At 63.2% G+C, this 24,842-nt stretch carries 27 protein-coding genes; 11 read left to right on the top strand and 16 right to left on the bottom strand.

Annotation, left to right across the window (positions count from 1 at the left end; translation table 11 throughout):
- Window positions 1–111: 111 nt before the first annotated feature.
- The 8 genes from hisG to OU419_RS05535 form a co-directional block, all read right to left on the bottom strand.
- On the bottom strand, window positions 112–747 hold the full coding sequence (gene hisG, locus OU419_RS05570) for an ATP phosphoribosyltransferase (protein WP_254470993.1): 636 nt from the start codon (window positions 745–747) through the stop codon (window positions 112–114).
- 14 nt (window positions 748–761) lie between these two features.
- Window positions 762–2,027: a UDP-N-acetylglucosamine 1-carboxyvinyltransferase gene (gene murA / locus OU419_RS05565; protein WP_254470994.1), complete on the bottom strand. Its 1,266-nt coding sequence runs from the start codon at window positions 2,025–2,027 to the stop codon at window positions 762–764.
- Between the two features lie 20 nt (window positions 2,028–2,047).
- Window positions 2,048–2,287 carry a BolA family protein gene (locus tag OU419_RS05560; RefSeq protein ID WP_254470995.1) on the bottom strand — a complete coding sequence of 80 codons (240 nt, stop codon included), beginning with the start codon at window positions 2,285–2,287 and terminating at the stop codon, window positions 2,048–2,050.
- A gap of 109 nt (window positions 2,288–2,396) precedes the next feature.
- Window positions 2,397–2,705, bottom strand: coding sequence for an STAS domain-containing protein (locus tag OU419_RS05555; protein ID WP_254470996.1), 309 nt, complete (start codon window positions 2,703–2,705; stop codon window positions 2,397–2,399).
- Window positions 2,702–3,355, bottom strand: coding sequence for an MlaC/ttg2D family ABC transporter substrate-binding protein (locus tag OU419_RS05550; RefSeq protein WP_254470997.1), 654 nt, complete (start codon window positions 3,353–3,355; stop codon window positions 2,702–2,704). Before OU419_RS05550 ends, OU419_RS05555 begins: the two co-directional genes overlap by 4 nt.
- A gap of 11 nt (window positions 3,356–3,366) precedes the next feature.
- The gene (gene mlaD, locus OU419_RS05545) at window positions 3,367–3,840 is read right to left on the bottom strand and encodes an outer membrane lipid asymmetry maintenance protein MlaD (RefSeq protein WP_254470998.1); all 474 of its coding nucleotides are present in this window, start codon (window positions 3,838–3,840) and stop codon (window positions 3,367–3,369) included.
- On the bottom strand, window positions 3,840–4,637 hold the full coding sequence (gene mlaE / locus OU419_RS05540) for a lipid asymmetry maintenance ABC transporter permease subunit MlaE (protein WP_254470999.1): 798 nt from the start codon (window positions 4,635–4,637) through the stop codon (window positions 3,840–3,842). The genes mlaD and mlaE overlap by 1 nt, the downstream gene beginning before the upstream one ends.
- On the bottom strand, window positions 4,637–5,446 hold the full coding sequence (locus OU419_RS05535; RefSeq protein ID WP_254471000.1) for an ATP-binding cassette domain-containing protein: 810 nt from the start codon (window positions 5,444–5,446) through the stop codon (window positions 4,637–4,639). The genes mlaE and OU419_RS05535 overlap by 1 nt, the downstream gene beginning before the upstream one ends.
- 244 nt (window positions 5,447–5,690) lie before the next feature.
- On the opposite strand from OU419_RS05535, the gene OU419_RS05530 reads away from it, so the two are divergent.
- The 10 genes from OU419_RS05530 (at window position 5,691) to OU419_RS05485 (ending at window position 12,790) form a co-directional block, all read left to right on the top strand.
- The gene (locus OU419_RS05530; RefSeq protein WP_254471001.1) at window positions 5,691–6,665 is read left to right on the top strand and encodes a KpsF/GutQ family sugar-phosphate isomerase; all 975 of its coding nucleotides are present in this window, start codon (window positions 5,691–5,693) and stop codon (window positions 6,663–6,665) included.
- Complete coding sequence (locus tag OU419_RS05525; RefSeq protein ID WP_254471002.1) at window positions 6,666–7,190, top strand: KdsC family phosphatase; 525 nt, start codon at window positions 6,666–6,668, stop codon at window positions 7,188–7,190.
- Between the two features lie 8 nt (window positions 7,191–7,198).
- A complete protein-coding gene (gene lptC / locus OU419_RS05520) occupies window positions 7,199–7,771 on the top strand; it encodes an LPS export ABC transporter periplasmic protein LptC (RefSeq protein ID WP_254471003.1) in 573 nt (190 codons plus the stop codon).
- Window positions 7,758–8,294 (top strand): lipopolysaccharide transport periplasmic protein LptA, encoded by a 537-nt coding sequence (gene lptA / locus OU419_RS05515; RefSeq protein ID WP_254471004.1) that lies wholly within the window; start codon window positions 7,758–7,760, stop codon window positions 8,292–8,294. Before lptC ends, lptA begins: the two co-directional genes overlap by 14 nt.
- On the top strand, window positions 8,294–9,019 hold the full coding sequence (lptB, locus tag OU419_RS05510) for an LPS export ABC transporter ATP-binding protein (RefSeq protein ID WP_254471005.1): 726 nt from the start codon (window positions 8,294–8,296) through the stop codon (window positions 9,017–9,019). Before lptA ends, lptB begins: the two co-directional genes overlap by 1 nt.
- 238 nt (window positions 9,020–9,257) lie before the next feature.
- Entirely contained in the window at window positions 9,258–10,760 is a 1,503-nt protein-coding gene (locus OU419_RS05505; protein ID WP_254471006.1) for an RNA polymerase factor sigma-54, read from the top strand.
- Between the two features lie 78 nt (window positions 10,761–10,838).
- Window positions 10,839–11,147 (top strand): ribosome hibernation-promoting factor, HPF/YfiA family, encoded by a 309-nt coding sequence (gene hpf / locus OU419_RS05500; protein ID WP_015475827.1) that lies wholly within the window; start codon window positions 10,839–10,841, stop codon window positions 11,145–11,147.
- A 10-nt stretch (window positions 11,148–11,157) separates the two neighbouring features.
- Window positions 11,158–11,625: a PTS IIA-like nitrogen regulatory protein PtsN gene (gene ptsN, locus OU419_RS05495; RefSeq protein ID WP_254471007.1), complete on the top strand. Its 468-nt coding sequence runs from the start codon at window positions 11,158–11,160 to the stop codon at window positions 11,623–11,625.
- A gap of 2 nt (window positions 11,626–11,627) precedes the next feature.
- Window positions 11,628–12,485, top strand: a complete 858-nt coding sequence (gene rapZ / locus OU419_RS05490; protein ID WP_254471008.1) for an RNase adapter RapZ — start codon at window positions 11,628–11,630, stop codon at window positions 12,483–12,485.
- A gap of 32 nt (window positions 12,486–12,517) precedes the next feature.
- Window positions 12,518–12,790 carry an HPr family phosphocarrier protein gene (locus OU419_RS05485; RefSeq protein WP_254471009.1) on the top strand — a complete coding sequence of 91 codons (273 nt, stop codon included), beginning with the start codon at window positions 12,518–12,520 and terminating at the stop codon, window positions 12,788–12,790.
- Window positions 12,791–12,848: 58 nt separating this feature from the next.
- On the opposite strand, the gene pmbA is transcribed toward OU419_RS05485, so the two are convergent.
- Window positions 12,849–14,198: a metalloprotease PmbA gene (gene pmbA, locus OU419_RS05480; protein WP_254471010.1), complete on the bottom strand. Its 1,350-nt coding sequence runs from the start codon at window positions 14,196–14,198 to the stop codon at window positions 12,849–12,851.
- Between the two features lie 116 nt (window positions 14,199–14,314).
- Here pmbA and yjgA point away from each other — a divergent pair, with 116 nt between their 5' ends.
- The gene (yjgA, locus tag OU419_RS05475; protein WP_302328875.1) at window positions 14,315–14,839 is read left to right on the top strand and encodes a ribosome biogenesis factor YjgA; all 525 of its coding nucleotides are present in this window, start codon (window positions 14,315–14,317) and stop codon (window positions 14,837–14,839) included.
- A gap of 40 nt (window positions 14,840–14,879) precedes the next feature.
- Here yjgA and tldD read toward each other — a convergent pair whose 3' ends face one another.
- The 7 genes from tldD to mreC form a co-directional block, all read right to left on the bottom strand.
- On the bottom strand, window positions 14,880–16,322 hold the full coding sequence (gene tldD, locus OU419_RS05470) for a metalloprotease TldD (RefSeq protein WP_254471012.1): 1,443 nt from the start codon (window positions 16,320–16,322) through the stop codon (window positions 14,880–14,882).
- Window positions 16,323–16,324: 2 nt separating this feature from the next.
- Window positions 16,325–17,173 (bottom strand): carbon-nitrogen hydrolase family protein, encoded by an 849-nt coding sequence (locus OU419_RS05465; RefSeq protein WP_254471013.1) that lies wholly within the window; start codon window positions 17,171–17,173, stop codon window positions 16,325–16,327.
- Between the two features lie 60 nt (window positions 17,174–17,233).
- Complete coding sequence (locus tag OU419_RS05460; RefSeq protein ID WP_408004948.1) at window positions 17,234–21,052, bottom strand: YhdP family protein; 3,819 nt, start codon at window positions 21,050–21,052, stop codon at window positions 17,234–17,236.
- Between the two features lie 150 nt (window positions 21,053–21,202).
- Window positions 21,203–22,660: a ribonuclease G gene (rng, locus tag OU419_RS05455; RefSeq protein ID WP_254471015.1), complete on the bottom strand. Its 1,458-nt coding sequence runs from the start codon at window positions 22,658–22,660 to the stop codon at window positions 21,203–21,205.
- A 46-nt stretch (window positions 22,661–22,706) separates the two neighbouring features.
- Window positions 22,707–23,291 (bottom strand): Maf family protein, encoded by a 585-nt coding sequence (locus OU419_RS05450; protein WP_254471016.1) that lies wholly within the window; start codon window positions 23,289–23,291, stop codon window positions 22,707–22,709.
- A 67-nt stretch (window positions 23,292–23,358) separates the two neighbouring features.
- Window positions 23,359–23,847 (bottom strand): rod shape-determining protein MreD, encoded by a 489-nt coding sequence (mreD, locus tag OU419_RS05445; protein ID WP_254471017.1) that lies wholly within the window; start codon window positions 23,845–23,847, stop codon window positions 23,359–23,361.
- Entirely contained in the window at window positions 23,847–24,833 is a 987-nt protein-coding gene (gene mreC, locus OU419_RS05440; RefSeq protein ID WP_254471396.1) for a rod shape-determining protein MreC, read from the bottom strand. Before mreC ends, mreD begins: the two co-directional genes overlap by 1 nt.
- Window positions 24,834–24,842 lie beyond the last annotated feature (9 nt).

The following is a 24,842-nucleotide window of genomic DNA, read 5'->3' as shown; positions in this document are numbered from 1 at the left end:
AATTGGCGTGATCTCGGGCGCCGCAAGACTATCAAGCCTATCGTGCGGGCACCCGAGAAAATTTGGCTATGACACGGATAGGCGGGCGCGGCGGGAAGGCCGCGCTAGGAATTACGCCCGGTGTCGAGACTCCACCGCTTCGCGCAGGGTGTCGATCAGGGCCTGGATGCGAGCGTGCTGCATCTTCATCGAAGCCTTGTTCACCACCAGGCGCGAGCTGATGTGCGCGATCAGTTCCTGCGGCTCCAGGCCGTTCGCGCGCAGGGTGTTGCCGGTGTCGACCACGTCGATGATCTTGTCGGCGAGGCCGACCAGCGGAGCGAGCTCCATCGAGCCATACAGCTTGATCACATCCACCTGACGACCCTGTTCGGCATAGTAGCGCTTGGCGACGTTGACGAACTTGGTGGCCACGCGCAGGCGTCCCTTGGGCTCCGACGCACCGACCGCGCCAGCGGTCATCAGCTTGCAGTTGGCGATTTTCAGGTCCAGCGGCTCGTAGAGCCCCTGGCCACCGTACTCCATGAGTACGTCCTTGCCTGCCACGCCGAGGTCGGCAGCACCGTGCTCGACATAGGTGGGCACGTCCGTGGCGCGCACGATCAACAGGCGCACGTCATCGAGGGTGGTGGGAATGATCAGCTTACGGCTCTTGTCCGGATTCTCGGTCGGCACGATGCCTGCCGCTGCGAGCAGCGGCAGGGTGTCGTCGAGGATACGGCCCTTGGACAGGGCGATGGTCAGCATGGTCTGGTTCAGCCCTAGCCCGGTACGCGGCGGATCTTCGCGCCGAGGAGTTGCAGTTTCTCTTCGATGCACTCATAGCCACGGTCGATGTGGTAGATGCGGTCGATCAGGGTATCGCCCTCAGCCACCAGGCCGGCAATGACCAGGCTGGCGGAGGCACGCAGGTCGGTCGCCATGACCGGAGCGCCCTTGAGCTGCGGAACGCCGGTAACGATGGCGGTGTTGCCCTCGACCAGAATCTGCGCCCCCATGCGGTTCATCTCGTAGACGTGCATGAAGCGGTTCTCGAACACGGTCTCGATGACCGCGCCGGTACCTTCGGCCACGGCGTTCAAGGAGATGAACTGGGCCTGCATGTCGGTCGGGAAGGCCGGGTACGGCGCGGTACGGATATTCACCGCCTTCGGCCGATTGCCCTTCATGTCCAGCTCGATCCAGTTGCTGCCGGTGCCGATGTGGGCACCCGCCTCTTCCAGCTTGAGCAGAACGGCTTCAAGGATGGTCGGATCGGTGTCCTTGAGCTTGACGCGGCCACCGGTAGCAGCGGCGGCAACCAGGTAGGTGCCGGTCTCGATGCGGTCGGGCATGACGCTGTACTTGGCACCGCCCAGACGCTTGACGCCATCGATGATGATGGTGTCGGTACCGGCGCCCTGGATTTGCGCGCCCATCGCGATAAGACAGTTGGCCAGGTCGACCACTTCCGGCTCGCGAGCGGCGTTTTCCAGAACGGAACGACCATTGGCCAGCGCTGCGGCCATCATGATGTTCTCGGTACCGGTCACGCTGACGGTATCGAAGAAGAAGTGCGCGCCGCGCAGTCCGCCAGCCGGAGCCTTGGCCTTGATGTAGCCGCCTTCCACGGTGATTTCCGCCCCCATAGCCTCCAGGCCACGGATGTGCAGGTCGACCGGACGCGAACCGATGGCACAACCGCCTGGCAGCGCGACTTCGGCTTCACCGAAGCGGGCGACCATCGGGCCGAGCACCAGGATCGACGCACGCATGGTCTTCACCAGTTCGTAGGGCGCAACCAAGGTCTTGATGGTGCTGGCATCGACCTCGACGTTGAGCTTTTCGTCGATGATCGGCTGCACGCCCATGCGACCGAACAGCTCGATCATGGTGGTGATGTCGTGCAGGTGCGGCAGGTTACACACAGTGACAGGCGTGTCTGCCAGCAGAGTGGCGGCGAGGATCGGCAGCGCGGAGTTCTTGGCGCCGGAGATGCGGATTTCGCCGTCGAGACGAGTACCGCCAGTGATGATCAGTTTATCCATTGCGATGATTCCCCGTGGGCTCAGGAACGCTCGGCCCAGGCGGCGCGGCTGAAGAATTTCATGGTGACGGCATGGATGGCGCCGGAGGCGATCCACTCGTTCAGGTGGGCATAGATCTGCTGCTGACGCTTTACCGGGCTAAGACCGGCCAGTTCGTCATTGATCAGGTTCAACTGGAAGTTGCAGCCTTCACCTTCCACTTCAACCTGTGTACCTGGCAGTTTCGATTCCAGGAAGTTTTTGACTTCTACGGCCTGCATGCTCAACCTCGTTCGGCGCCCTACGCGCGCGGGTCGGCAATGATACAAAAAAGCCCCCCGCCTGCGAACCCCGGAGGGAAAGTCGCGGACGGAGGGCTTCCTGCGTGTTTCACTGCTGCAACGGCAGGATGTCCAGCAGGCCGCCTACCTTGGCGATTTCCTGCATCTCCTTCGGCATGCCGGAAATGACCAGACTCTTGCCCGCCTTGCGTGCATCACGGGTGAACGACAGCAGCAGCGACAATCCGACGCTGCTGGAGTGTTCGACCGCCGAGCAGTCCAGGCGCAGTGCGCCAGCCTTGCTCGCGGCGATCAGCAGCCCGCCCTGCTCGCGCAGGGCCGGACCAGTGCTGTAGTCCAGCACGCCGGCCAGCGACAGCTCGCCGTCGGCGCGCTCCGTGACGCTGCCCTGACTCATTGCTGGCCACCCTCCGGCTTCTGCCCCTTGGCAGCATCCTGGGCATTGGCGACGACCTGCCCCCAACCGGCGATGGTCTTTTCCAGGTCGTTGCGGTTCTTCTGCATCGCGTCCGCGAACTGGTCGCGGAACAGCTTGCCGATGTTGATGCCGTTGATGATCACGTTACGCAGGCGCCAGTTGCCGCCCTGATTGACCATTGTGTACTGCACAGGATAGACGGCGCCGTTGGAGCCCACGACTTCCATGTTGACCGAGGCACGCTCGGGATCCTGCTTGCCGGTGCTCGGCAGTACACGGATGGTCTGGTTGTCATACTCGAGCAGGGCGTTGCCGTAGAACTGGAACAGACTGCTCTTGAAGGTCTCCTCGAAGCGCTTGACCTGCTCCGGGCTAGCCTGGCGGGAATACTTGACGGTCATTACGCCCCTGGCGATGCCCTCGGAGTCCACAACCGGGCCGAGGATGCGGTTCAGGGTGTCGTAGAACGCCTGGGGATTGCTCTTGTAGGAAGCCTTGTTGGATTGCAGGTCGCTCAACAGACTGTCGACGGTCTGCTGTACAACCTGCTGGGCACTCTGCTCCGCCTGAGCGAACAGCGGCAGTACGGCAAGCACTACCAGAAGGCCACGACGCAAGGTTTTCAACATGGAATGAGTCCTCATTTTTTCGAGTCGTCTTTATTGACCGAGTTCAGCAGGAACTTGCCGATCAGGTCTTCGAGCACCAGGGCAGACTGAGTGTCCTTGATGGTATCGCCATCCTTGAGCAGTTCCTCGTCGCCACCAACGCTGATACCGATGTACTTCTCGCCCAGCAGGCCGGCGGTGAGGATCGATGCGGTGGAGTCGTCAGGCAGATTCTGGACCTTGCTGTTGATCTCCATCGTCACGCGGCCGCGGTAAGTATCGTGATCCAGGTCGATCGCGGTGACCTTGCCGATGGTGACACCAGCCATCGTCACCTTGCCACGGACGGTCACACCGGCAATGTTGTCGAAGTAGGCGTATAGCTTGTAAGTATCGCCTGTGTTGCCGATGGTCAGCCCGCTGACCCGCAGGGCCAGCAGCAGCAGGGCCAGCAGACCGGCCAGAATGAACAGGCCTACACCAATTTCCAGGGTGCGGGTTTGCATCAGAAGTCTCCAAACATCAAAGCGGTCAGGATGAAGTCCAACCCCAGCACAGCCAGGGAGGCATAGACTACGGTGCGCGTCGTTGCGCGACTGATACCTTCCGAGGTGGGCTCGCAGTCATAGCCCTGGAAGACGGCGATCCATGTCACCACGAAGGCGAACACCACGCTCTTGATCACGCCGTTGAGCACGTCCTTGGTGAACTGCACGCTGTTCTGCATGTTCGACCAGTATGAGCCGTCATAGACGCCCAGCCAGTCCACCGCAACCAGAGCGCCGCCCCAGATGCCCACGACACTAAAGATAGCGGCCAGCAGCGGCATGGAAATGAAACCTGCCCACAGACGCGGCGCAATGATGTACTTGAGCGGGTCGACGCCGATCATTTCCAGGCTCGACAGTTGTTCGGTGGACTTCATGTTGCCGATCTCGGCGGTCAGCGCGGAACCTGCACGTCCTGCGAACAACAGACCGGTCACCACCGGCCCCAGTTCACGCAGCAGCGTCAGCGCCACCATCTGGCCGACGGCCTGCTCGGAACCATAGCTCGCCAGGATGTTGTAGCCCTGCAGCGCCAGCACCATGCCGATGAACAGCCCGGAAACCACGATGATTGCCAGGGACAGCACACCTACGGAGTACAACTGCTTGATCAGCAACTGGAAAGCGCCGCTGTGCACGCCGCGTCCGAAGATCGCATGCACCAGGAACAGGGTGGAACGGCCGAGCGCCTCGAGAACATCGAGGCCCGCGCGCCCGAGCAGACGGACTCGCTCGAGCGGTGAAGTCTTGCGCATCAGCGTTCTCCCAGCAGATCGACGCGATAATCGCGGGCAGGATAATGGAACGGCACCGGGCCATCGGGGATGCCTTTCATGAACTGGCGCACCCGCGGATCGTCGAGCTGCTGCAGGTCCGCCGGAGTGCCGTGACCCAGCACACGACCATCGCCGACGATATAGATGTAGTCGGCGATGCTCGCGGTTTCCGCCAGGTCGTGCGACACCACGATACTGGTGATGCCCAGGGCATCGTTGAGCAGGCGGATCAGGCGCACCAGAACGCCCATCGCAATGGGGTCCTGCCCCACGAAGGGCTCGTCGTACATGAGGATCTGCGGGTCCAGCGCAATCGCACGCGCCAGTGCCACACGACGCTTCATGCCGCCGGAAAGTTCGTCCGGCATCAGGTCCACAGCCCCGCGCAGTCCAACGGCCTGCAACTTCATCAGGACGATGTCGCGAATCATCTCGTCCGGCAACTGCGTATGCACCCGCAGCGGGAAGGCAACGTTCTCGTAGACATCGAGGTCGGTGAACAGCGCGCCACTCTGGAACAGCACGCCGAACTGCTTGCGCATGTCGAACAGGTCGCCACGGCTGAGGGTGGGGAGATTCTGCCCGTTGACCCACACTTCGCCCTTGGCCGGGCGCAACTGGGCGGCGATCAGCCGCAGCAGGGTTGTCTTGCCGCACCCTGACGGCCCCATGATCCCGGTGACCTTGCCACGCGGAATGCGGATGTCCACGTTATTGAATATCGCACGCTGCCCGCGCTTGAAGGTCAGGCCCTTCAGCTCGACGGCGTATTGGTCGTTCGTGCTCATAGAACTCCTTGCATCACGGCGCTGTCCCTGTATGCCTGCCACCCCACGGCAAAAGTGTGACACGGCGCGACAGTCCGAACGGCCGCGAACTATAGCACTCCGGCAAGCGGCGCCCCAAGGGTCGGGGCACGCTTCGTTAAGGCAATGTTCAGCAAAATACGATCACATTGAGAATGTGTGTGATGAGCCTTTGGCGCTTTCCCGTTATAATCTCGCCCTTCATTTCGCCCCACGCCTTTCGAACATGAGCCAGAATCACGATTTCATCCACTCGGCGCAACGCACAATTCGTCTTGAGCGCGACGCCGTGGACTCACTGCTGGCGCGCATCGGCGCGAATTTCACCCACGCCTGCGAACTGCTGCTGGCCTGCAAGGGCCGCGTGGTCGTGGTCGGCATGGGCAAGTCCGGCCATGTCGGCAACAAGATAGCCGCCACCCTCGCCAGCACGGGCACGCCGTCGTTCTTCGTGCATCCCGCCGAGGCGAGTCACGGCGACATGGGCATGATCACCCGCGATGACGTAGTAATCGCCCTATCCAACTCCGGCTCGACCGCCGAAATCGTCACACTGCTGCCGCTGATCAAACGCCTGGGCATCACCCTTATCAGCATGACCGGCAACCCGGAATCGCCGCTGGCCAAAGCTGCGGTCGTCAACCTGGACGCCAGCGTCGAGCAGGAAGCCTGCCCGCTGAACCTCGCCCCCACATCCTCCACAACGGTTTCGCTGGTGCTCGGCGATGCGCTGGCAATCGCCCTGCTGGAAGCCCGCGGCTTCACCGCCGAGGATTTCGCCTTCTCGCACCCGGGCGGCGCTCTTGGCCGCCGGCTGCTGCTCAAGGTCGAGAATGTCATGCACGTCGGCGAAGAACTGCCACAGGTTCTGCTGGGCACCTCGCTCAGCGGCGCGCTGCTGGAAATGACCCGCAAGGGCCTGGGCATGACCATCGTGCTCGACGACAAGGGTAAACTGGCCGGCATCTTCACCGACGGCGACCTGCGCCGCACCCTGGACAAGGGTCTGGATGTCCGCCAGGTGAATATCGAGCAGGTCATGACCGTGCACGGAAAGACTGCACGTCCGGACATGCTGGCTGCCGAAGCCCTGAAGATCATGGATGACCACAAGATCAGCGTTCTCGTCGTGGTCGACGAGCAAGACAATCCGGTAGGTGTCCTGCATATCCACGATCTGACCCGCGCGGGAGTGATCTGAATGAGCGCCGACCTGCTGCAGCGCGCCAAGGCCGTCCGCCTGGCGGTGTTCGACGTCGATGGTGTTCTTACCGACGGCAAGCTCTACTTCCTGCCCGATGGCAGTGAATTCAAGACTTTCAATACCTTGGACGGCCACGGCATCAAGATGCTGATCGCCTCCGGCGTACGTACCGCGATCATCACCGGACGCAAGAGCCCAGTGGTCGAACTGCGGGCGCAGAACCTGGGAATCCATCACCTGTACCAGGGCCGCGAAGACAAGCTGGTCGCCCTCGACCATCTGCTGGCCGAACTCGGTCTAGGCTATGAAGAGGTCGCCTACCTGGGCGATGATCTGCCCGACCTGCCGGCGATTCGCCGCGCCGGGCTGGGCATGGCGGTGGCCAGCGCCGACCCGTTCGTCCGCCAGCACGCCGACGGCGTTACCCAGGCGCGCGGTGGCGAAGGTGCCGCACGTGAGTTCTGCGAGCTGATCCTGCGCGCCCAGGGCAATCTCGAAGCCGCGCAAAGCGCGTACCTCTAGAGCCGAACATGCCCAAGACACTCCGCCAGAAACTGCTGCTCGTCCTGATAGCCATCCTGCTGATCGCGCTTGGCTATTACTGGAACGTCCGCCTGGACTTCAACGAGCGCCAGATCAAGTCGCAGACCAGCGACGCAATCGATTTCTATGCGGTGAACGCGCACAGCGTTCAATACCGCGCCGACGGCAGTCTCGCCTACGAGATGACCGCGGAGAAGCTGGAACACCTGAAAGCAACCGATGTGACGATGGTGACCACCCCCGACCTGTTCTTCTATCGCGAACAGGAAGCGGAGCCGTGGCACGTACAGAGCGTCCGCGCCGAAGTAGGCCCAGAAGGCAAGCAGGTCGAATTGATCGACGACGTGCGAGTGGCCCGCACCGACGCGCAGAACCGCACGCTGCTGCTCAACACTACCCGCATGACGGTGTTCCCGGACAAGGACTATGCGCAGACTGACCAGCCGGTGAAAATCACCGAACCCAACGGTGTGACCACGGCGAATGGAATGAAAGCGTATCTGAAAGACAGCCGGATGATCCTGCTGTCCAACGTAAGAGGTCAGCATGAGGCTCGTTAACACCCTTCCCCTTCTCCTCAGCCTCGCCGCCGCCATCGGCAGTCCGGCCACCTGGGCACTGCCCACCGACCGCGAACAACCCATTCGCGTTCAGGCCGACAGCGCCGAGCTGGACGACAAGCAAGGTGTCGCCGTCTACCGCGGCGATGTGGTGGTGACCCAGGGCAGCATGAAGCTGACCGGCAATACCGTCACGCTCAAACAGAACAAGAATGGCGATATCGAGGTCGTCACCTCGGTGGGCAAACCCGCCTATTTCGAGCAGAAGCCCGCGCCGGAGAAAGAAATCACCAAGGCCTACGGCCTGACGATCCAGTACTTCGTCACCCAGAACCGCGTCGTGCTGATCGACCAGGCGAAGGTGATTCAGGAAGGCAATACCTTCGAAGGCGAGAAGATCGTCTATGACACCCAGCGCCAGATCGTCAACGCAGGCCGTGCCACGGGCACCCAGGTGACCACGCCGCGCCCGCGCATCGACATGGTCATCCAGCCCAAGAAAAAGCAGGATCAAGCGCAGTAATGGCCACGCTAACCGCCCAGCACCTCGCCAAGAGCTACAAGAGCCGGCAAGTCGTCCGCGATGTCAGCATGAGCATCGAAAGCGGACAGATCGTCGGCCTGCTCGGCCCCAACGGAGCGGGCAAGACCACCTGCTTCTACATGATCGTCGGCCTGGTCCGCGCCGACCAGGGCATAGTCCGCATCGACGACCAGGACGTCACCCACCTGCCCATGCACGGACGCGCGCGCGCCGGCATCGGCTACCTGCCCCAGGAAGCCTCGATCTTCCGCAAGCTGTCGGTGGCCGACAACATCAGCGCCATCCTCGAAACCCGCAGCGACCTCGATCGCGCCGGTCGCCAGGAAGCACTGGAAAGCCTGCTCGAGGAGTTCCACATCCACCACATCCGCGACAACCTCGGCATGAGCCTGTCCGGTGGCGAACGCCGTCGAGTGGAAATCGCCCGAGCCCTGGCCAGCTCGCCGAAGTTCATCCTGCTGGACGAACCCTTCGCTGGTGTCGACCCGATTTCCGTGGGCGATATCAAGCAGATCATCCATCACCTCAAGGCCAAGGGTATCGGTGTGCTGATCACCGACCACAACGTCCGTGAGACCCTGGACATCTGCGAAACGGCATACATCGTCAACGACGGTCAACTGATCGCCGAAGGCAGCGCCGAGAGCATCCTCGCCAACGACCTGGTGAAGGAAGTGTACCTGGGGCACGAGTTCCGCCTTTGACCCCAAGGCCGTCGCCAGGCGGCGTTCCCCGCTTTTCACACGACCCGGGACCTCACCCGGTGTCGCGCTTCGTGCCGCGCCCGGCCAGGCGGAATGCGGGGTTGTAACGAAAGGTCGACAGCCCCTAGGCAAAGCGCCCAAACTCAGGCATATAATTTGCTTCCTCGCGGCACCCCGGTGTCCGTAGTCGTGGATATGGCGCGCTTCGCGCCAGCGAACAAGGTGCCTAGTTCCAGCCATGAAACCATCGCTCGTCCTCAAGATGGGCCAGCAGCTGACGATGACTCCGCAGCTGCAACAGGCCATCCGACTGCTCCAGCTCTCGACACTGGACCTCCAACAGGAAATCCAGGAAGCCCTGGAGTCCAACCCGATGCTGGAGCGCCAGGAAGAAGGCGACGACTACGACAACAGTGATCCCCTGGCCGACGGTGACGACAGCCCCCCTTCCAGCGCCAGCGGCAATTCTCAGGACAGCTACCAGGAAAGCACCGCCCCCAACGCCGACAGCCTCGACGAGGACCAGTGGGCCGAACGCATTCCCAACGAACTGCCTGTCGACACTGCCTGGGAAGACATATATCAGACCAGTGCCAGCAGCCTGCCCAGCAACGATGATGACGAGTGGGATTTCACCTCCCGCACCTCCGCCGGCGAAAGCCTGCAAAGCCATCTGCTCTGGCAACTGAACCTGGCTCCGATGTCCGACACCGATCGCCTGATCGCCCTGAGCATCATCGACGGCATCAACGACGACGGCTATCTCGAAGAATCCCTCGACGACATCATCTCCTCCCTCGACCCGGAACTGGGCGTGGAGATGGACGAAGTGGAAGTCGTCCTGCGCCGCGTGCAGCAACTCGAACCCGCCGGCGTCGGCGCTCGCAACCTGCGCGAATGCCTGCTTCTGCAGCTTCGCCAGATGCCGGCCAATACCTACCTGCTGGCCGAAGCGCTGAAACTGGTCTCCGACCACCTCGACCTGCTGGGCAGCCGCGACTACAGCCAACTGATGCGCCGTATGAAGCTCAAGGAAGATGAGCTGCGCGAAACCATCGAACTGATCCAGTCGCTGCACCCGCGCCCCGGCTCGCAGATCGAGTCCGGCGAAGCCGAATACGTGGTGCCCGACGTCATCGTTCGCAAGCATAACGAACGCTGGCTGGTGGAACTGAACCAGGAAGCGGTGCCGCGCCTGCGGGTCAACTCGCAGTACGCCGGCCTGGTGCGCCGCGCCGACTCCAGCGCGGACAACACCTTCATGCGCAACCAGTTGCAGGAAGCGCGCTGGTTCATCAAGAGCCTGCAGAGCCGCAACGAAACGCTGATGAAGGTGGCAACTCAAATCGTCGAGCATCAGCGTGGCTTCCTCGAGTACGGAGAAGAGGCCATGAAGCCGCTGGTCCTGCACGATATCGCCGAAGCCGTGGGCATGCACGAGTCGACCATCTCGCGCGTCACTACGCAGAAATTCATGCACACGCCGCGTGGCATCTTCGAGCTGAAGTACTTCTTCTCCAGCCACGTCAGCACCTCCGAAGGTGGCGAGTGCTCCTCCACCGCGATCCGCGCGATCATCAAGAAACTGGTCGCGGCTGAAAGTCCGAAAAAGCCATTGAGTGACAGCAAGATCGCTGGTTTACTGGAGGCACAGGGCATTCAAGTGGCACGTCGCACCGTCGCCAAGTACCGGGAGTCCTTAGGGATTGCTCCCTCCAGCGAACGCAAGCGACTGGTATGACGTTGACCCACGCCAAGGTGTTCCGGCGGCAGGCCCCATAACCTGCCACTTACACACGGGCAATAAGGAGAAAGCGGTATGCAAGTCAACATCAGTGGACATCAACTGGATGTGACCGACGCCCTGCGCGACTACGTCGTCGAAAAACTCGGCAGACTGGAGCGCCACTTCGACAAGATAACCAATGTTCAGGTCATCATGGAGGTCGAGAAACTGAAGCAGAAAATCGAAGCCACCCTCCACATCGCCGGCGGCGAAGTGGTGGCCTGTGCTGAACATGAAGACATGTACGCGGCCATCGACCTGCTCACCGACAAGCTCGACCGCCAACTGATCAAGCACAAGGAAAAATACCTCGAGCGCCAACAGGGTGTTGGTGTTCGTTAACCCTCTCCCTATGATTCGACTCGAGCAAATCCTGACCCCCGGCCGTTCCCTGGTGAACGTGCCGGGCGGCAGCAAGAAACGCGTACTCGAACAAATCGCCAACCTGGTGGCTCGCGAGCTGCCAGGTTTCGATGCGCAAGACATCTTCGAAAACCTGGTGGCTCGGGAGCGCCTGGGCTCCACCGGTTTCGGCAATGGCATTGCCATTCCCCATTGCCGCCTCCCTGGCTGCCAATCGCCCATCAGTGCCATTCTCCACCTGGATTCCCCGGTCGACTTCGACGCTCTCGACGGCGCCCCGGTAGACCTGGTGTTCGTCCTGCTGGTACCTGAAGCCGCCACCGAGGAGCATCTGGAGCTGCTTCGGCAGATCGCCTCCATGCTCGACCGTTCCGACGTCCGTGACCGTCTGCGCCACGCCGCCAACGGCGAGGAACTGTACCGGATCGTCGTGGACTTCCAGAACAACGGGCACTGATCATGCGCCTGATCATCGTCAGTGGAAGATCCGGCTCGGGCAAGAGCACCGCGCTCAATGTGCTCGAAGACAGCGGCTTCTACTGCATCGATAACCTGCCGGCCAGCCTGCTTCCAGACCTGGCGCAACGTGCGCTGCTCCATACGGAACTGCTGCAGCCGCAGGTCGCCGTTTCCATCGATGCACGCAACCTGCCCAGCCAGCTGCAACGCTTCCCAGAGCTGCTGCAGGAAGCCCGCGACAAGCATATCCAGTGTGACGTTCTGTACCTCGATGCGGACGATGAAACCCTGCTCAAGCGTTTCTCAGAGACGCGCCGTCGCCACCCACTGACCACCGACACGCGCTCGCTGGCCGAGGCCATCGCCGACGAGAGCAACCTCCTGGCGCCAATCGCTGACCTCGCCGATCTCAAGCTCAACACTACGCACCTGAACCTCTATCAGTTGCGCGACGTGCTCAAGCTGCGCCTGCTGAACAAGCCCGAGCTGGGTACCGCATTCCTGGTCGAATCCTTCGGATTCAAGCGTGGCATGCCTGTGGATGCCGACCTGGTGTTCGATGTGCGCTGCCTGCCCAACCCCTACTGGAAGCCCGAACTGCGCGAGCACACGGGGCTCGACTCCGACGTGCAGGAGTACCTGGCCGCGCAGGCCGACGTCGAGGAGATGTACCAGGATATCCTCGGCTACCTGAACAAATGGTTGCCGCGCTTCGCCGCGAGCAACCGGGCCTACGTCACCATCGCCATCGGCTGTACCGGCGGCCAGCACCGCTCGACCTACCTGGCCGAGCGAATCGGCAAGGCCCTCAAGGAAACCCTCACCAACGTGCAGATTCGCCACCGCGACCTGAGCTAGTAGCAACACACAACAAAGGACAGCCCCTCGCGATGCCCGCCCTCGAAATCACCATCATCAACAAGCTTGGTCTGCACGCCCGTGCGGCAGCCAAATTCGTCGGCGTGGCGGGACGTTATCCCTGCCAGATTCGCGTTGGGCGCAATCCGGAAAGCACCGTCGACGGCAAGAGCATCATGGCAGTGATGATGCTCGCCGCCGGCAAGGGCACGAACCTGCACCTCGCGGCGGAGGGTGAGCAGGAGAACGAGGCGCTGGACGCGCTGGCCGAGTTGATCAACAACTACTTCGACGAAGGCGAATGATCAATACAACTTCCATGAAAAAGCCCGCCATCCGGCGGGCTTTTTCATGCTTGCGAAATCAGTTTCCGGCGACAGTCATGCGCTCCACCAGTACCGAACCGGTATGCAGATTGCCCCGGAACTCCACATCGTTGCCGATGGCCACGATGTTGCGGAACAGATCGCGCAGGTTCGCCGCAATGGTGACCTCCTGTACCGGGAACTGAATCTCACCGTTTTCCACCCAGTAACCACCAGCACCGCGGGAATAGTCGCCGGTCACGAGATTCACGCCTTGCCCCATCAACTCGGTGACCAGCAGCCCGCGCCCCATGCGACGCAGCAAGGCAGCCTGGTCTTCGTCACCGTGACTGACGAACAGGTTGTGCACGCCGCCGGCGTTCGCCGTGCTGGGCATGCCCAGCTTGCGGCCAGAGTATGTGCCCAGCACGTACGAGACCAGGTCACCCCCTTCCACGAACGGCTTCGCATAGGTAGCCAGGCCGTCGTTGTCGAACGAGGCGCTGCCCAGTGCACCCGCCAGCAGCGGACGCTCATCAAGAGTCAGCCACTCAGGGAACAGACGCTGGCCCAGCGTACCTTCGAGGAACGATGACTTGCGGTACAGGCTGCCGCCGGAAATCGCCGAAAGGAAGTGGCCGAACAACCCGACCGCCACCTCTGGCGCGAACAGCACCGGAACCTCGGCAGTATCTACCGGACGGGCGCCCAGGCGGCTGGCTGCTCGTTCCGCAGCACGCCGTCCAATCGACTCAGGACTGGCCAGCAGGTCGCCCCGACGGTTGACGTCATACCAGTAGTCGCGCTGCATCTGCCCCTGGCCTTCCGCGATCATCACGCAACTCAGGCTGTGGCGGGTGCTGGCGTAGCCGCCAACGAAACCGTGGCTGTTACCGTAGACGCGGCAACCCTGGTGGGTGTTCACCGTCGTCCCATCGGCTTTGGTCACCCGCGCGTCCGCGGCGAAAGCTGCCGCCTCGCAAGCCAGGGCTCGCTCGACTGCCTGCTCCGGCGTGATCGGCCAGGCGTGGTAGAGATCCAGGTCAGGCAGGTCGCGCGCCATCAGCGCAGGGTCGGCAAGCCCCGCGCAATCATCTTCAGAGGCGTGCTTGGCAATGGCCAACGCTGCCGCCACGGTTTCACGAACGGCATCGATGCCGGTAGCCGACGTGCTCGCCGAACCCTTGCGCTTACCGACATACAGCGTGATGCCGAAGCCCTGGTCGCGGTTGAACTCGACGGTTTCCACCTCACCCTGGCGCACTGACGTGGACAATCCCTGCTCCACCGAGACCGCCACCTCACAGGCGCTGGCGCCCTGACGCGAAGCCTCGGCAATGATCCGCTCGACCTGCTCGCGCAGCTCAGGCAGGACATCCGGGCCTACTGCCGGGTTGTGTTCGCTCATTACGTGCCTCTCCTGTTCATATGCTGGCCGCCCTCTCGGACGCTGGCGACCTGCGCGGGCCGGACAAGCGGCCCTCGACTCGTTATCATGGCGGCGTTATCAACGAGACCCCCGCCATGGCTGAAATTCATGATGACGACTCGTTCTTCGGCGAGAAGAGCAAGTCGCAAGTCAAACGCGAGCTGCACGCCCTGCAGGACCTCGGCGAGCGCCTGACGACGCTCAAGCCCGAGCTGCTGGACCGCATGCCGCTCACCGACCCGCTACGCCGCGCGCTGGCCGAAGCGCCCAAGCACAAGGCCAATGCCGCGCGCAAACGGCACATCCAGTACATCGGCAAGCTGATGCGCGACCAGGAGGTCGACGCCATCCTCGCCCTGCTGGAGCAACTGGACAGCTCCACCCGCCAGTACAACGAACGCTTCCACGCCCTTGAGCGCTGGCGCGACCGCCTCATCGACGGCGGCGACGATGCCCTGGCCGCGTTCTTCGGCGAATACCCGGACAGCGACCGGCAGCATCTGCTGCAACTGATCCGCCATGCTCAGCACGAGGCCGCTCACAACAAACCTCCAGCTGCAGCACGGAAAATCTTCAAATACATCCGCGAGCTGGACGAGCTCAAACGCGGCCTGCGCTGAGCGGCCGCGCCTTTCCCATCCAGCATTACCCGCAACAACCTCAGGCGCCCGTGCCGCCGACGGTGATCGCGTCGATCTTCAGGGTCGGCTGGCCGACACCGACCGGCACGGACTGGCCGTCCTTGCCGCACGTGCCGACACCGCTGTCCAGCGCCAGGTCGTTACCGACCATCGACACCCGGCTCATCACTTCCGGGCCGTTGCCGATCAGGGTCGCGCCCTTCACTGGACGAGTGATCTTGCCGTTCTCGATCAGATAGGCTTCGCTGGTGGCGAAAACGAACTTGCCACTGGTGATGTCCACCTGGCCGCCGCCGAGGTTGGCGCAGTAGATTCCACGCTCGACGCTGGCGATGATTTCTTCAGGATCGCTCTGCCCGGCCAACATGTAGGTGTTGGTCATACGCGGCATCGGCAGATGCGCATAGGACTCGCGACGCCCATTGCCGGTGCGCGCCACGCCCATCAGGCGGGCGTTCAGCTTGTCCTGCATGTAACCCTTGAGCACACCATTCTCGATCAGCACGTTGTAGTTGGTCGGCGTGCCCTCGTCGTCCACCGACAGCGACCCACGACGCCCCGGCAGAGTGCCATCGTCGACGATGGTGCAGAGGCTGGAAGCAACTTTCTCCCCCATGCGGCCGCTGTAGTTCGAGCTGCCCTTGCGATTGAAGTCGCCTTCCAGACCGTGCCCCACGGCCTCGTGCAGCAGCACACCGGACCAGCCGGCCCCCATCACCACCGGCAGGCTGCCGGCCGGGGCGGGGACCGCTTCCAGGTTCACCAGCGCCTGGCGCAGCGCTTCGCGGGCGTAGCTCATGGCACGGTCTTCCTGCAGGAAGTAGCGATAGTCCGTGCGACCGCCACCGCCGTGGCCGCCGCGCTCGCGGCGACCGTTCTGCTCGACGATGACACTGACGTTGAAGCGCACCAGCGGGCGGATGTCCGCTGCGAGCGAGCCATCCGCCGCTGCAATCAGCACCTGGTCCCAGACACCGGCAAGGCTAACGGTGACCTGCTGGATGCGCGGGTCGAGGGCACGCGTGGCGGCATCGATCTTCTGTAGCAGCTCCACCTTCTCGGCTCGGCTCATGACATCCAGCGGGTTCTCACCGGCATAGAGTCGCTGCGGCACCACCGCGTTGAACGCCTGCACGCGGCCATTCTGGCCGGCGCGGGAAATCGAGCGCGCGGCGCGGGCAGCCTGGATCAGCGCGTCATGGGTGATCGCGTTGCTATAGGCAAAGCCGGTCTTCTCACCGGATTGCGCACGCACGCCAACCCCCTGGTCCATATGAAAGCTGCCTTCCTTGACGATACCGTCCTCCAGCATCCAGGACTCGGAGACCTGGCTCTGGAAGTACAGGTCGGCGGCATCGATGCCCGGGCCGCTGAGCTCATGCAGCACCGGCGACAACTGGTCGATATCCAGGCCGCCGGGGGCCAGCAGGTGCTGGCTGACGGATGACAACAGTTCGCTCATATCTACTCCGTACGCGCCGGTCGCGGTTCGACCGGCGGGAAAAATCGTCTGTGCCGGGCAATCGGCATACGCTGCCGGACCGCCGCCTGCTCGTCGCCGTCACGCTCGGCCAGCAGAACGGCCTCACCCTTGGCCTGTTCGGCCAGGATACGCCCCCAGGGATCGATGATCGCCGATTGCCCCCAGGTCTCCCGACCGCGTGGATGACTGCCACCCTGACCTGCCGCCAGGAGATAGCACTGGGTTTCTATGGCACGGGCGCGAATCAGCACTTCCCAGTGCGCCGCGCCAGTCACCGCGGTAAAGGCCGAAGGGGCGCTGATCAGTTCGGCACCGGCTTCACGCAGTGCCGTATAGAGTTCGGGAAAGCGCAGGTCGTAGCAGACAGTCAGCCCCAGGCGCCCTACCGGCGTATCAGCCACCACCACCCGCTGGCCGAAGGCGTAATCGTCGGACTCACGGTAACGGCCACGAGCGTCAGCGACATCCACATCGAACAGGTGCAGCTTGTCATAACGGGCGGCTATCTCACCCTGATCGTCGATCAGCAGCGAACAGGCGTTGGCCTTGGCCTCCGGCAGACCGGCAGGCGGCAGCGGCAGAGTTCCACCGACTATCCACAACCTGAGGTCACGGGCGGTGCTTTTCAACCAGGGCAGGATCGGCCCCACGCCTTGCGCCTCGGCGCGGCCAAGGTCGGCAAGATCGCGGCGGCCCATCGCAGCGAAGTTTTCCGGCAGCACGGCCAACTGCGCGCCGTCACGGGCCGCTTGTTCGAGCAGGCGACGGGCGGCTGCGAGATTGGCCAGGACATCGTCCTGGCTGACCATCTGGATAACTGCGATAGACATGACTAAGGCCGGCTCCGGCTGGGTGCAAAGGTCATGCTAACCGATGCTCGCAGACTCTGCTCAATGGGGTTTTTCGAAGGGTTTCTCGAAGCTGATGGCCGGACTCTGCCAAGGCCCCTTCACGCTGTACTGCACGCTCGCGAAACGCGCCACCTTGTCGCCCAGCAGCTTGTCCACCACGAACAGAGCACCGCCCACCGCCGGCGCTCCGACGATCAGCGCCGCAAGCGGCAGATTGTTGGTGACCGGTAACGTGACCAGCAGCTTCGCATCGATCTGGTCATGGGCCATGTCGAGCTTGCCGTTGAGTTCGAGATTGCTCGACGGTCCATCCAGGCGTATTGGTTCGCGGGTGAAGTAGACGCCATCGGTAGCGGTCAGCACGCCCTTCACTCTGTCGTAACTGAGCCCCTTGCCCAGCAGGTCGGAAAAATCCAGGCGCAGCCGGCGGTTGATGGCGTTGAAGTTGAGCAGGCCGAAAACCCTGAGCGCATTGGCGCCGCCTTCGACTTCGACGAACTGTCCCTTGCGCAGGTTCGCGTCTATCGTGCCGCCAAACCGCCGCAGGTTCAGCGCCGCCGGCGACCCCGGCCAGTTGCCGTTGATATCGACGCGGAAGCGCTCGCTGGTAACGCTGGGAGCGAAATCCCAGGCGGTCAGCACGTCGGCCAGGTTCTTGCCTTCCAGGCGTCCGTCGAAGCTGCTGCGCGAGGAGCCGGCCAGGCCATCCCAGCGCAGAGTGCCCTTGACCGCAAGCCCACGCAGATCCAGCTCCACATCGTTGAAGCTGGTGCCGGTCGGCGTCGGCCGGACATTGAAGCTCCAGGCCCCCACCGGCTTGCCACCCTTGAGCACCTGACGAATCGACACATCCATCGCCGGCAGGGAGCGCGGGTCGATGTTGGCCATCGGATCGGGTGCATCGCCCGCCTCCGGCGCATCGATGGCTTCCCCCTTCGGCAGATCGATCCGGTCGAGCTGGATCTGGATCGGCCTGGCCTTGCCGTCAGGAACGGTGACCTTGCCTGAAGCCAGGGAGCTAACCAGCCCCAACTGCCAACTGCTATCGACCCGGGTGAGATCGACGCTGAGATTCTCCAGGCTCTGGCCGAAGCCCTTGAAGCGGCCGATCTGCAGATCGGCGCCACGCAGCAGCCCTGCGGCGCCTTCGACGCCGGCGTTGGCATACTTCTTCATTACGGCCTGCCAGGCGTCGGCGTCCACTTCATCAATGCGCCCCCGCACTTGCACGCCATTCCAGCTCGGCAGCACCGCCGGATCGCCACCCAGGCGCAACACGCCACGCCCGGTGAGCGGCTTGTCGGCAGGCGCGGCATAGGCCAGGCTCGCGCGATCGCCATAGGTCGCCCAGTAGCGGCGCTCGGTGCCATCGAGCGTCATGCGCCACTCCGCGGTGCGTGTCTCGGCGGCGGTCTTGCCGAACGGTGCCGGTAAGTCGATGGTTACGCCCTGAAGGTTGGAAGCGACCTGCAACTGGCTGTCCTTGCCGTCCAGCAGCAGGTTCAACTGGAACGGGATGCGACCATCCACCGGCAATTGCTTCTGGACCTTGCCCCAGTCCAACAGCGTTTTCATCGGCATCTGCCCGCCAACCAGCACGCGAGTGCGCGGATTGCCGTTACGCCCTTCAGCGCGAATGCTGCCGGTGACGCGGGTCCCCAGTGCCAGGGCCGAAACGCTCTGCGCACTCAGCCCACTGTCGGTGTCGTAGCGGAACTTGCCCTTGAGCTGCTCCAGGTTGAGCTCGGGGCTGGCGATCTTCAGACGCGCCGACTCTGTGGCGAAGTCGACGATCACCCGCGCCTGGCGGGCCTGGTCCTTGGCCAGCGGAATATCCAGTTTGAGATGTCCCTCCAGGTCACCCTCGCCCTGCCATCCCACGAAGGTATGTTGGGCTCCGATGGGGGACTCCTGGAGAATCTTCAGGCCGTCGCCAAGGCTGCTGTCGATGTCGCCGTCCACATGCAGGTGGGATACCTCGCCGCTCGGCACGTGGGGAATTTCCACCGAAACATCGCGCACCTGGCTCTTCAGAATCTGCCCGGAACTGGCATTGATGCTGACGCCACTGTCCTCGACCCGAACCTCGCCTTCGGCCTTGCTCAGTCCCGGCCAGCCCGGCTGGTAGTCAAGCACCCCGTCGTGCACCTTGAAGTACAGGCTCATGGCGTGTGCCTCGGGCGCGGAGCCCTTCTGCAACGAACCCTGCCAGAGGAAATAGCCCTGCTCGATACGCCCGCTCTTGATCGAGCCCTTGAGCCAGGCTGCGAGGTCCTTGCTCATCTGCGGAATGACGGTCGGCAGGTACTTGCCGGTGAAGCGCGCGTCACCGTTGCTCATGCCGACGCGCAGGTCCATGTAGTCCTCCTTCGCCGGATCGCGCATCAGACGGATCAACATATCGCCGGCGATGGAGCCCTCCTCGCCCTCGACCTTCATCAGGTGGCTGCCAAGCGTGAACGCCTCGTCGTTGAGCTGGAAGAACATCCGCGCATGGGCGGTACGGTAGCGCCAGGGCTCGGGAAACAGGGTCGCCAGGTGGAGCATGAAGTCCTTGGCGGACGCATCGAGCTGACCGCCGCCGAGGTTACCGGTGAACGTACCGTCGACGTTTTCTACCGCCGGCACGTCGTGGAAGGCGGCGACGCCGACCTTCTCCAGATTGGTGGCATAGGCGACACGCCCGGCGCCTTCGCGCTGCGGCCAGTAATCGAAATTCACGTTGTGCAGCACACCGTGCGGCTTAAGCCCCCGCAGCCAGGTGGAGGCGGCATCCGGCAGTGGTGCCAGGGAGGTGATCAGCGGCCCCAGCGGGGCCAGATCGAGGCGGTCGGCCTGCAGCCGCCAGTGATCTTCGTCCTTCATGCGACGCGAAAGGGACAGCTCTACCTCGCCCCAGCGCGTGTCTCCCAGGTTCGCCGCCAGGTCGGCGATGCGCAGATCGAAATCGTCACCGTTGCGCTTGTAGAAGAGGCTTACGCCCAGGTCGCTCAGGCTTACCGGCGGCTGGTCGCCCAGCGCCGCATCGATCGCGGGTGCGTTGAGGCGAGCCACCGCCGCGTCCGGGACTCCTTTGTCGAGGGTGATCCAGAACTCACCGCCGGCCTTGGCCTGGGAAAGCTTCCAGGCGCCAGTCAGGCGCGGGGGCAACCACTTCGACCAGTCCGTCTGCGGCAGGCTGAGGTAGGCCTGGGCCGAGCTTTGCCGCCAGTCGTCACGGTTCACACTGGTTTCCAGGCGCGCCGCGACCGGCTCGCCGCCCGGCAGGTTGAGGCGCGCCTCCAGGCGTTGACGGCTGCCACTGTGCAGGGTCATGCCCACATAGTTCAATGAGAGAGCCTGAGCACCGAACGGCAGGACGCTCAACTGGCTGTCCATCAGCGACAAACGACGCGGCGTCAGCAGCAGATCGATCAACTTGCGCGGATCGGTATCGCCCCCCGGGGCGGGCAGGCCGTCGGCTTGCCATTGGCCGTGCTCGTCCTCACGCAGTGTCAGGTGCAGCCCTTCCAACTCCAGACTGTCGATCCGAGGCTGGCGGGCCATCAGACTGCCGAGAATGTCCGGAGTCAGGCGCACTCGCTCCAGACGCAGCGCATCATTGCCATCGCCGAGCTGGATATCGCGCACCACGATGATTGGGCTGAAATCCTGCCAGTGGCCTTCCAGAGCGCCGATGGTCACCGGCAGGCCAAGCTGCGTACTGGCCTGCTGTGCCAGGTCATCGCGGTACTCGGCCACCAGCGGCACCAATTGCCGGCCGAGGCTGACGTAGAGCGCAAGCAGCACCAGCCCCAGAGCCAGCAGCGCCAGGACGACGCGCAACGACGCAGCGATCAGGCGCCCCATATCAGTCAGGAGACCAGGAAAGTAGGCATGTGGTCATCGAACTGGCTCCCTGGGCATGCAATGGCGAAGTGCGTCTGACAGTGTGCGTCCTCGAAAGCTCCGCAACCGCCTGTATCTCTGCGGTAATCGGCACGGAGCACATACAGTGGTACCTGCGTCTCACAGCAGGACAACGTCGTACTGCTCCTGGGAGTACATGGCCTCGACCTGGAACTTGATAGTCCGGCCGATGAACATTTCAAGGTCGGCGACGTTACCCGACTCCTCGTCGAGCAGGCGGTCGACCACTCTCTGGTTGGCCAGCACCAGATAGGAATCGGCCTGGTAGGCCCGCGCCTCTCTGAGGATCTCGCGGAATATCTCGTAGCAGATGGTTTCCGGGGTCTTCAGCATGCCGCGCCCCTGGCAGCTCGGGCAGGGCTCGCAGAGCACCTGCACCAGGCTTTCGCGGGTGCGTTTGCGGGTCATCTGCACGAGCCCCAACTCGGTGATACCGATGATATTGGTCTTCGCGTGATCGCGTTCGAGCTGCTTTTCCAGAGTCCGCAGGACCTGGCGACGATGCTCTTCATCTTCCATGTCGATGAAGTCGATGATGATGATCCCGCCCAGATTGCGCAGGCGCAGTTGCCGGGCGATGGCGGTGGCGGCTTCGAGGTTGGTCTTGAAGATGGTTTCCTCGAGGTTGCGATGGCCGACGAACGCCCCGGTATTGACGTCGATGGTAGTCATCGCCTCGGTCGGGTCGATGATCAGGTAACCGCCAGACTTGAGCAGGACCTTGCGCTCCAGCGCCTTCTGCACCTCGTCTTCGACGCCATAGAGATCGAAGATCGGCCGCTCGCCGGGATAGTGCTCCAGGCGATCGGCGATTTCCGGCATCAGTTCTTCGACGAACTGCGTGATTTTCTGGAAGTTCTCCCGCGAATCGACGCGGATCTTCTCGATTCGCGGATTGACCAGGTCACGCAGGGTGCGCAACGCCAGCGACAGATCCTCGTAGATCAGCGTTGGCGCGCCGACGGTCTGGATCTGCGCGGCGATCTGATCCCACAGGCGGCGCAGGTAGCGGATGTCGGCAAGAATCTCGTCCTCGCCGGCGCCTTCGGCGGCGGTCCGCAAGATGAAACCGCCCTGCTCGACGATGCCTTCGGTCTTCACGCAGTTGGCCACGACCTGCTTGAGACGCTCGCGCTCGACTTCGTCCTCGATCTTCAGGGAAATCCCGACATGGCTGGTGCGCGGCATGTACACCAGATAACGCGACGGGATCGACAGATGGGTCGTCAGGCGCGCGCCCTTGGTGCCGATCGGGTCCTTGGTGACTTGCACCACCAGGCTCTGCCCCTCGTGCACCAACGCGCTGATGCTCTCCACGGCGCTGCCTTCGCGGGTGGAAATCTCGGCGGCATGGATGAATGCCGCGCGCTCCAGGCCGATATCGACGAATGCCGCCTGCATGCCCGGCAGCACGCGCACGACCTTACCCTTGTAGATATTGCCGACGATCCCGCGGCGCAGCGTGCGCTCGACGTGGACCTCCTGCAGGACGCCGTTCTCCACCACCGCCACGCGCGATTCCATCGGCGTGATATTGATCAGGATCTCTTCGCTCATGCGCCCTTCCTTATCGCGCCCGGAGTTATGCAGCGCTACTTCGTGATCAAGACTGCCAGCACGGGATGGAGAAGTCAGCCAGCAGTGCCGCGGTTTCGCAAAGAGGCAAGCCGACCACCGCGCTATAGCTGCCCTCTACGCGGCTGACGAATACGGCAGCAAGACCCTGGATAGCATAGCCACCGGCTTTGTCATGCGGCTCGCCAGTCTCCCAATAGCGCTCGGCCTCTTCCATCGAAACCGTGCGGAACGTCACCCGGCTGCTGACGACACGCGCCTCGCAATGGTCCCGATTGGCCACCGCCACGGCGGTGAGGACCTCGTGCTCGCGGCCGGACAACGCCTGCAGCATCGCCAACGCTTCGGCCCGGTCGGCAGGCTTGCCGAGGATGCGCCCGTCGAGCACCACGGCGGTATCGGCGCCCAGCACGCAGACATCCGCGCGCTGCGCCAGGAAATGCAGGCCGGCAAGAGCCTTGCCCCGGGCCAGGCGCTCGACGTAGGCGACGGCTGACTCACCGGCCAGCGGTGTCTCGTCAATGGAAGCGGGAACGATGTGGAACGGCAGTCCAATCTGAGTCAACAGCTCGCGCCGACGCGGTGAGCTGGAAGCGAGGTACAACTGGGACATCAAAGACTCCCGACGCAGGGCCGGCACAATATGCACAGGCCCCGACGAAACGCCCCGGAGCGGGGCCTCAGTTGATGTTCAGGCGCAGACGCAGGGCCCGGAGCAGCGTGTAGACCCAAGGCCAGAGCAAGGCACTGACCAACGCCGGCAGCAGGAACACCAGGGTTGGCGGGCGATTGCCGGTCAACGCGCTGAGCCATAGCTGGACCAGTTGCGCGAGACCGAACACCACCAGCAACACCAGGCATTGCTGCCAGATAGGGAACATCCGCAGTCGCTGGTGCAGAGACAGCACCAGGAAAATGATCAGGCTGAGAATCAGGGCGTTCTGTCCCAGCAACGTGCCATACAGCACATCCTCGGCCAGACCGAATACCCAGGCGGAGAGCATCCCCACCTTGTGCGGCAGATAGAGCACCCAGTAGGTCAGGAACATCGCCAGCCACAGCGGGCGGCCGATTTCCATGAAACTGGGCATTGGCGCTACTGACAGCAGTAACCCCAGGAGCAGGCTGAGCCAGATCGCCCAGCCGTTTCGCGAGCCTTGTGCGACCATCAGTGGCGAGTCCTTGCATCAGGGTGCGCAGCAGGCGCGGGCGTGACGGGAGCAGCCGGGGCCGCGCCATTGCCGGCGGGTGTCTGGGCTGGCGGCGAGACCGCAGTTGCGCCTGGCGCAGCGGGCGCCTGGGCGGGAGCGGTTGCCTCGGCGGCCTTGCGGTCGGCTTCAACCTGCGCCTCGGCGGCGTCAGTGGCACGTTGCTCCGGAGTACGGCTATCGGTGAATACCAGCAGCACGTAGCGGCTGCGGTTCATCTTCGCGGTGGGCACCGCACGAATGGTAGCGAAGGGCCCACCTGTGTCATGCAGCACTTCCTTGACGGTAGCTACCGGGTAGCCCGCCGGGAAGCGCTGGCCAAGGCCGGAGCTCACCAGCAGATCGCCTTCCTTTATGTCGGCGGTATCGGCAACGTAGCGCAGTTCCAGGCGCTCCGGGTTGCCGGTGCCCACAGCGATGGCACGCAGGCCGTTGCGATTCACCTGCACGGGAATGCTGTGGGTAGTATCGGTCAGCAGCAGCACGCGGGCGGTGTACGGCATCACTTCGACCACCTGCCCCATAAGGCCGCTGGCGTCGAGCACAGGCTGCCCCTGGAATACGCCGTCCTTCTCGCCCTTGTCGATCAGGATGCGCTGGGTGAAGGGGTTCGGATCGACGCCGATCAGCTCGCCCACCAGCACCTTGTCGTCGACCAGGGCGGAGGAGTTGAGCAACTCGCGCAAGCGCACGTTCTGTTCGGTGAGGGTTGCCAACTTCTGCAGTCGGCGCTGCATCAGCAGTTGCTCGGCCTTCAGGCGCTCGTTCTCGGCCAGCAGCTCGCTGCGACTGGTGAACTGGTCGCGCACGCCTTCCCAGGCGCGAACCGGAAAATCGGCGATACCATAGAAAGGGCTCAGCACGAGGCCCATCTGGCTGCGTACCGGTTTCAGATAATCGAAGCGGGCATCGACCACCATCAAGGCGACCGACAGGACGGCGAGCACCAACAGGCG

It is taken from the genome of Pseudomonas triclosanedens, assembly GCF_026686735.1.
GTDB lineage: Bacteria > Pseudomonadota > Gammaproteobacteria > Pseudomonadales > Pseudomonadaceae > Pseudomonas > Pseudomonas triclosanedens.
This window is presented reverse-complemented; position numbering and strand designations above follow the sequence as displayed.

Coding starts and splice junctions, on each gene's coding strand:
- hisG (WP_254470993.1), bottom strand. CDS start 747: ATGCTGACCATCGCCCTGTCCAAGGGCCGTATCCTCGACGACACCCTG.
- murA (WP_254470994.1), bottom strand. CDS start 2,027: ATGGATAAACTGATCATCACTGGCGGTACTCGTCTCGACGGCGAAATC.
- OU419_RS05560 (WP_254470995.1), bottom strand. CDS start 2,287: ATGCAGGCCGTAGAAGTCAAAAACTTCCTGGAATCGAAACTGCCAGGT.
- OU419_RS05555 (WP_254470996.1), bottom strand. CDS start 2,705: ATGAGTCAGGGCAGCGTCACGGAGCGCGCCGACGGCGAGCTGTCGCTG.
- OU419_RS05550 (WP_254470997.1), bottom strand. CDS start 3,355: ATGTTGAAAACCTTGCGTCGTGGCCTTCTGGTAGTGCTTGCCGTACTG.
- mlaD (WP_254470998.1), bottom strand. CDS start 3,840: ATGCAAACCCGCACCCTGGAAATTGGTGTAGGCCTGTTCATTCTGGCC.
- mlaE (WP_254470999.1), bottom strand. CDS start 4,637: ATGCGCAAGACTTCACCGCTCGAGCGAGTCCGTCTGCTCGGGCGCGCG.
- OU419_RS05535 (WP_254471000.1), bottom strand. CDS start 5,446: ATGAGCACGAACGACCAATACGCCGTCGAGCTGAAGGGCCTGACCTTC.
- OU419_RS05530 (WP_254471001.1), top strand. CDS start 5,691: ATGAGCCAGAATCACGATTTCATCCACTCGGCGCAACGCACAATTCGT.
- OU419_RS05525 (WP_254471002.1), top strand. CDS start 6,666: ATGAGCGCCGACCTGCTGCAGCGCGCCAAGGCCGTCCGCCTGGCGGTG.
- lptC (WP_254471003.1), top strand. CDS start 7,199: ATGCCCAAGACACTCCGCCAGAAACTGCTGCTCGTCCTGATAGCCATC.
- lptA (WP_254471004.1), top strand. CDS start 7,758: ATGAGGCTCGTTAACACCCTTCCCCTTCTCCTCAGCCTCGCCGCCGCC.
- lptB (WP_254471005.1), top strand. CDS start 8,294: ATGGCCACGCTAACCGCCCAGCACCTCGCCAAGAGCTACAAGAGCCGG.
- OU419_RS05505 (WP_254471006.1), top strand. CDS start 9,258: ATGAAACCATCGCTCGTCCTCAAGATGGGCCAGCAGCTGACGATGACT.
- hpf (WP_015475827.1), top strand. CDS start 10,839: ATGCAAGTCAACATCAGTGGACATCAACTGGATGTGACCGACGCCCTG.
- ptsN (WP_254471007.1), top strand. CDS start 11,158: ATGATTCGACTCGAGCAAATCCTGACCCCCGGCCGTTCCCTGGTGAAC.
- rapZ (WP_254471008.1), top strand. CDS start 11,628: ATGCGCCTGATCATCGTCAGTGGAAGATCCGGCTCGGGCAAGAGCACC.
- OU419_RS05485 (WP_254471009.1), top strand. CDS start 12,518: ATGCCCGCCCTCGAAATCACCATCATCAACAAGCTTGGTCTGCACGCC.
- pmbA (WP_254471010.1), bottom strand. CDS start 14,198: ATGAGCGAACACAACCCGGCAGTAGGCCCGGATGTCCTGCCTGAGCTG.
- yjgA (WP_302328875.1), top strand. CDS start 14,315: ATGGCTGAAATTCATGATGACGACTCGTTCTTCGGCGAGAAGAGCAAG.
- tldD (WP_254471012.1), bottom strand. CDS start 16,322: ATGAGCGAACTGTTGTCATCCGTCAGCCAGCACCTGCTGGCCCCCGGC.
- OU419_RS05465 (WP_254471013.1), bottom strand. CDS start 17,173: ATGTCTATCGCAGTTATCCAGATGGTCAGCCAGGACGATGTCCTGGCC.
- rng (WP_254471015.1), bottom strand. CDS start 22,660: ATGAGCGAAGAGATCCTGATCAATATCACGCCGATGGAATCGCGCGTG.
- OU419_RS05450 (WP_254471016.1), bottom strand. CDS start 23,291: ATGTCCCAGTTGTACCTCGCTTCCAGCTCACCGCGTCGGCGCGAGCTG.
- mreD (WP_254471017.1), bottom strand. CDS start 23,847: ATGGTCGCACAAGGCTCGCGAAACGGCTGGGCGATCTGGCTCAGCCTG.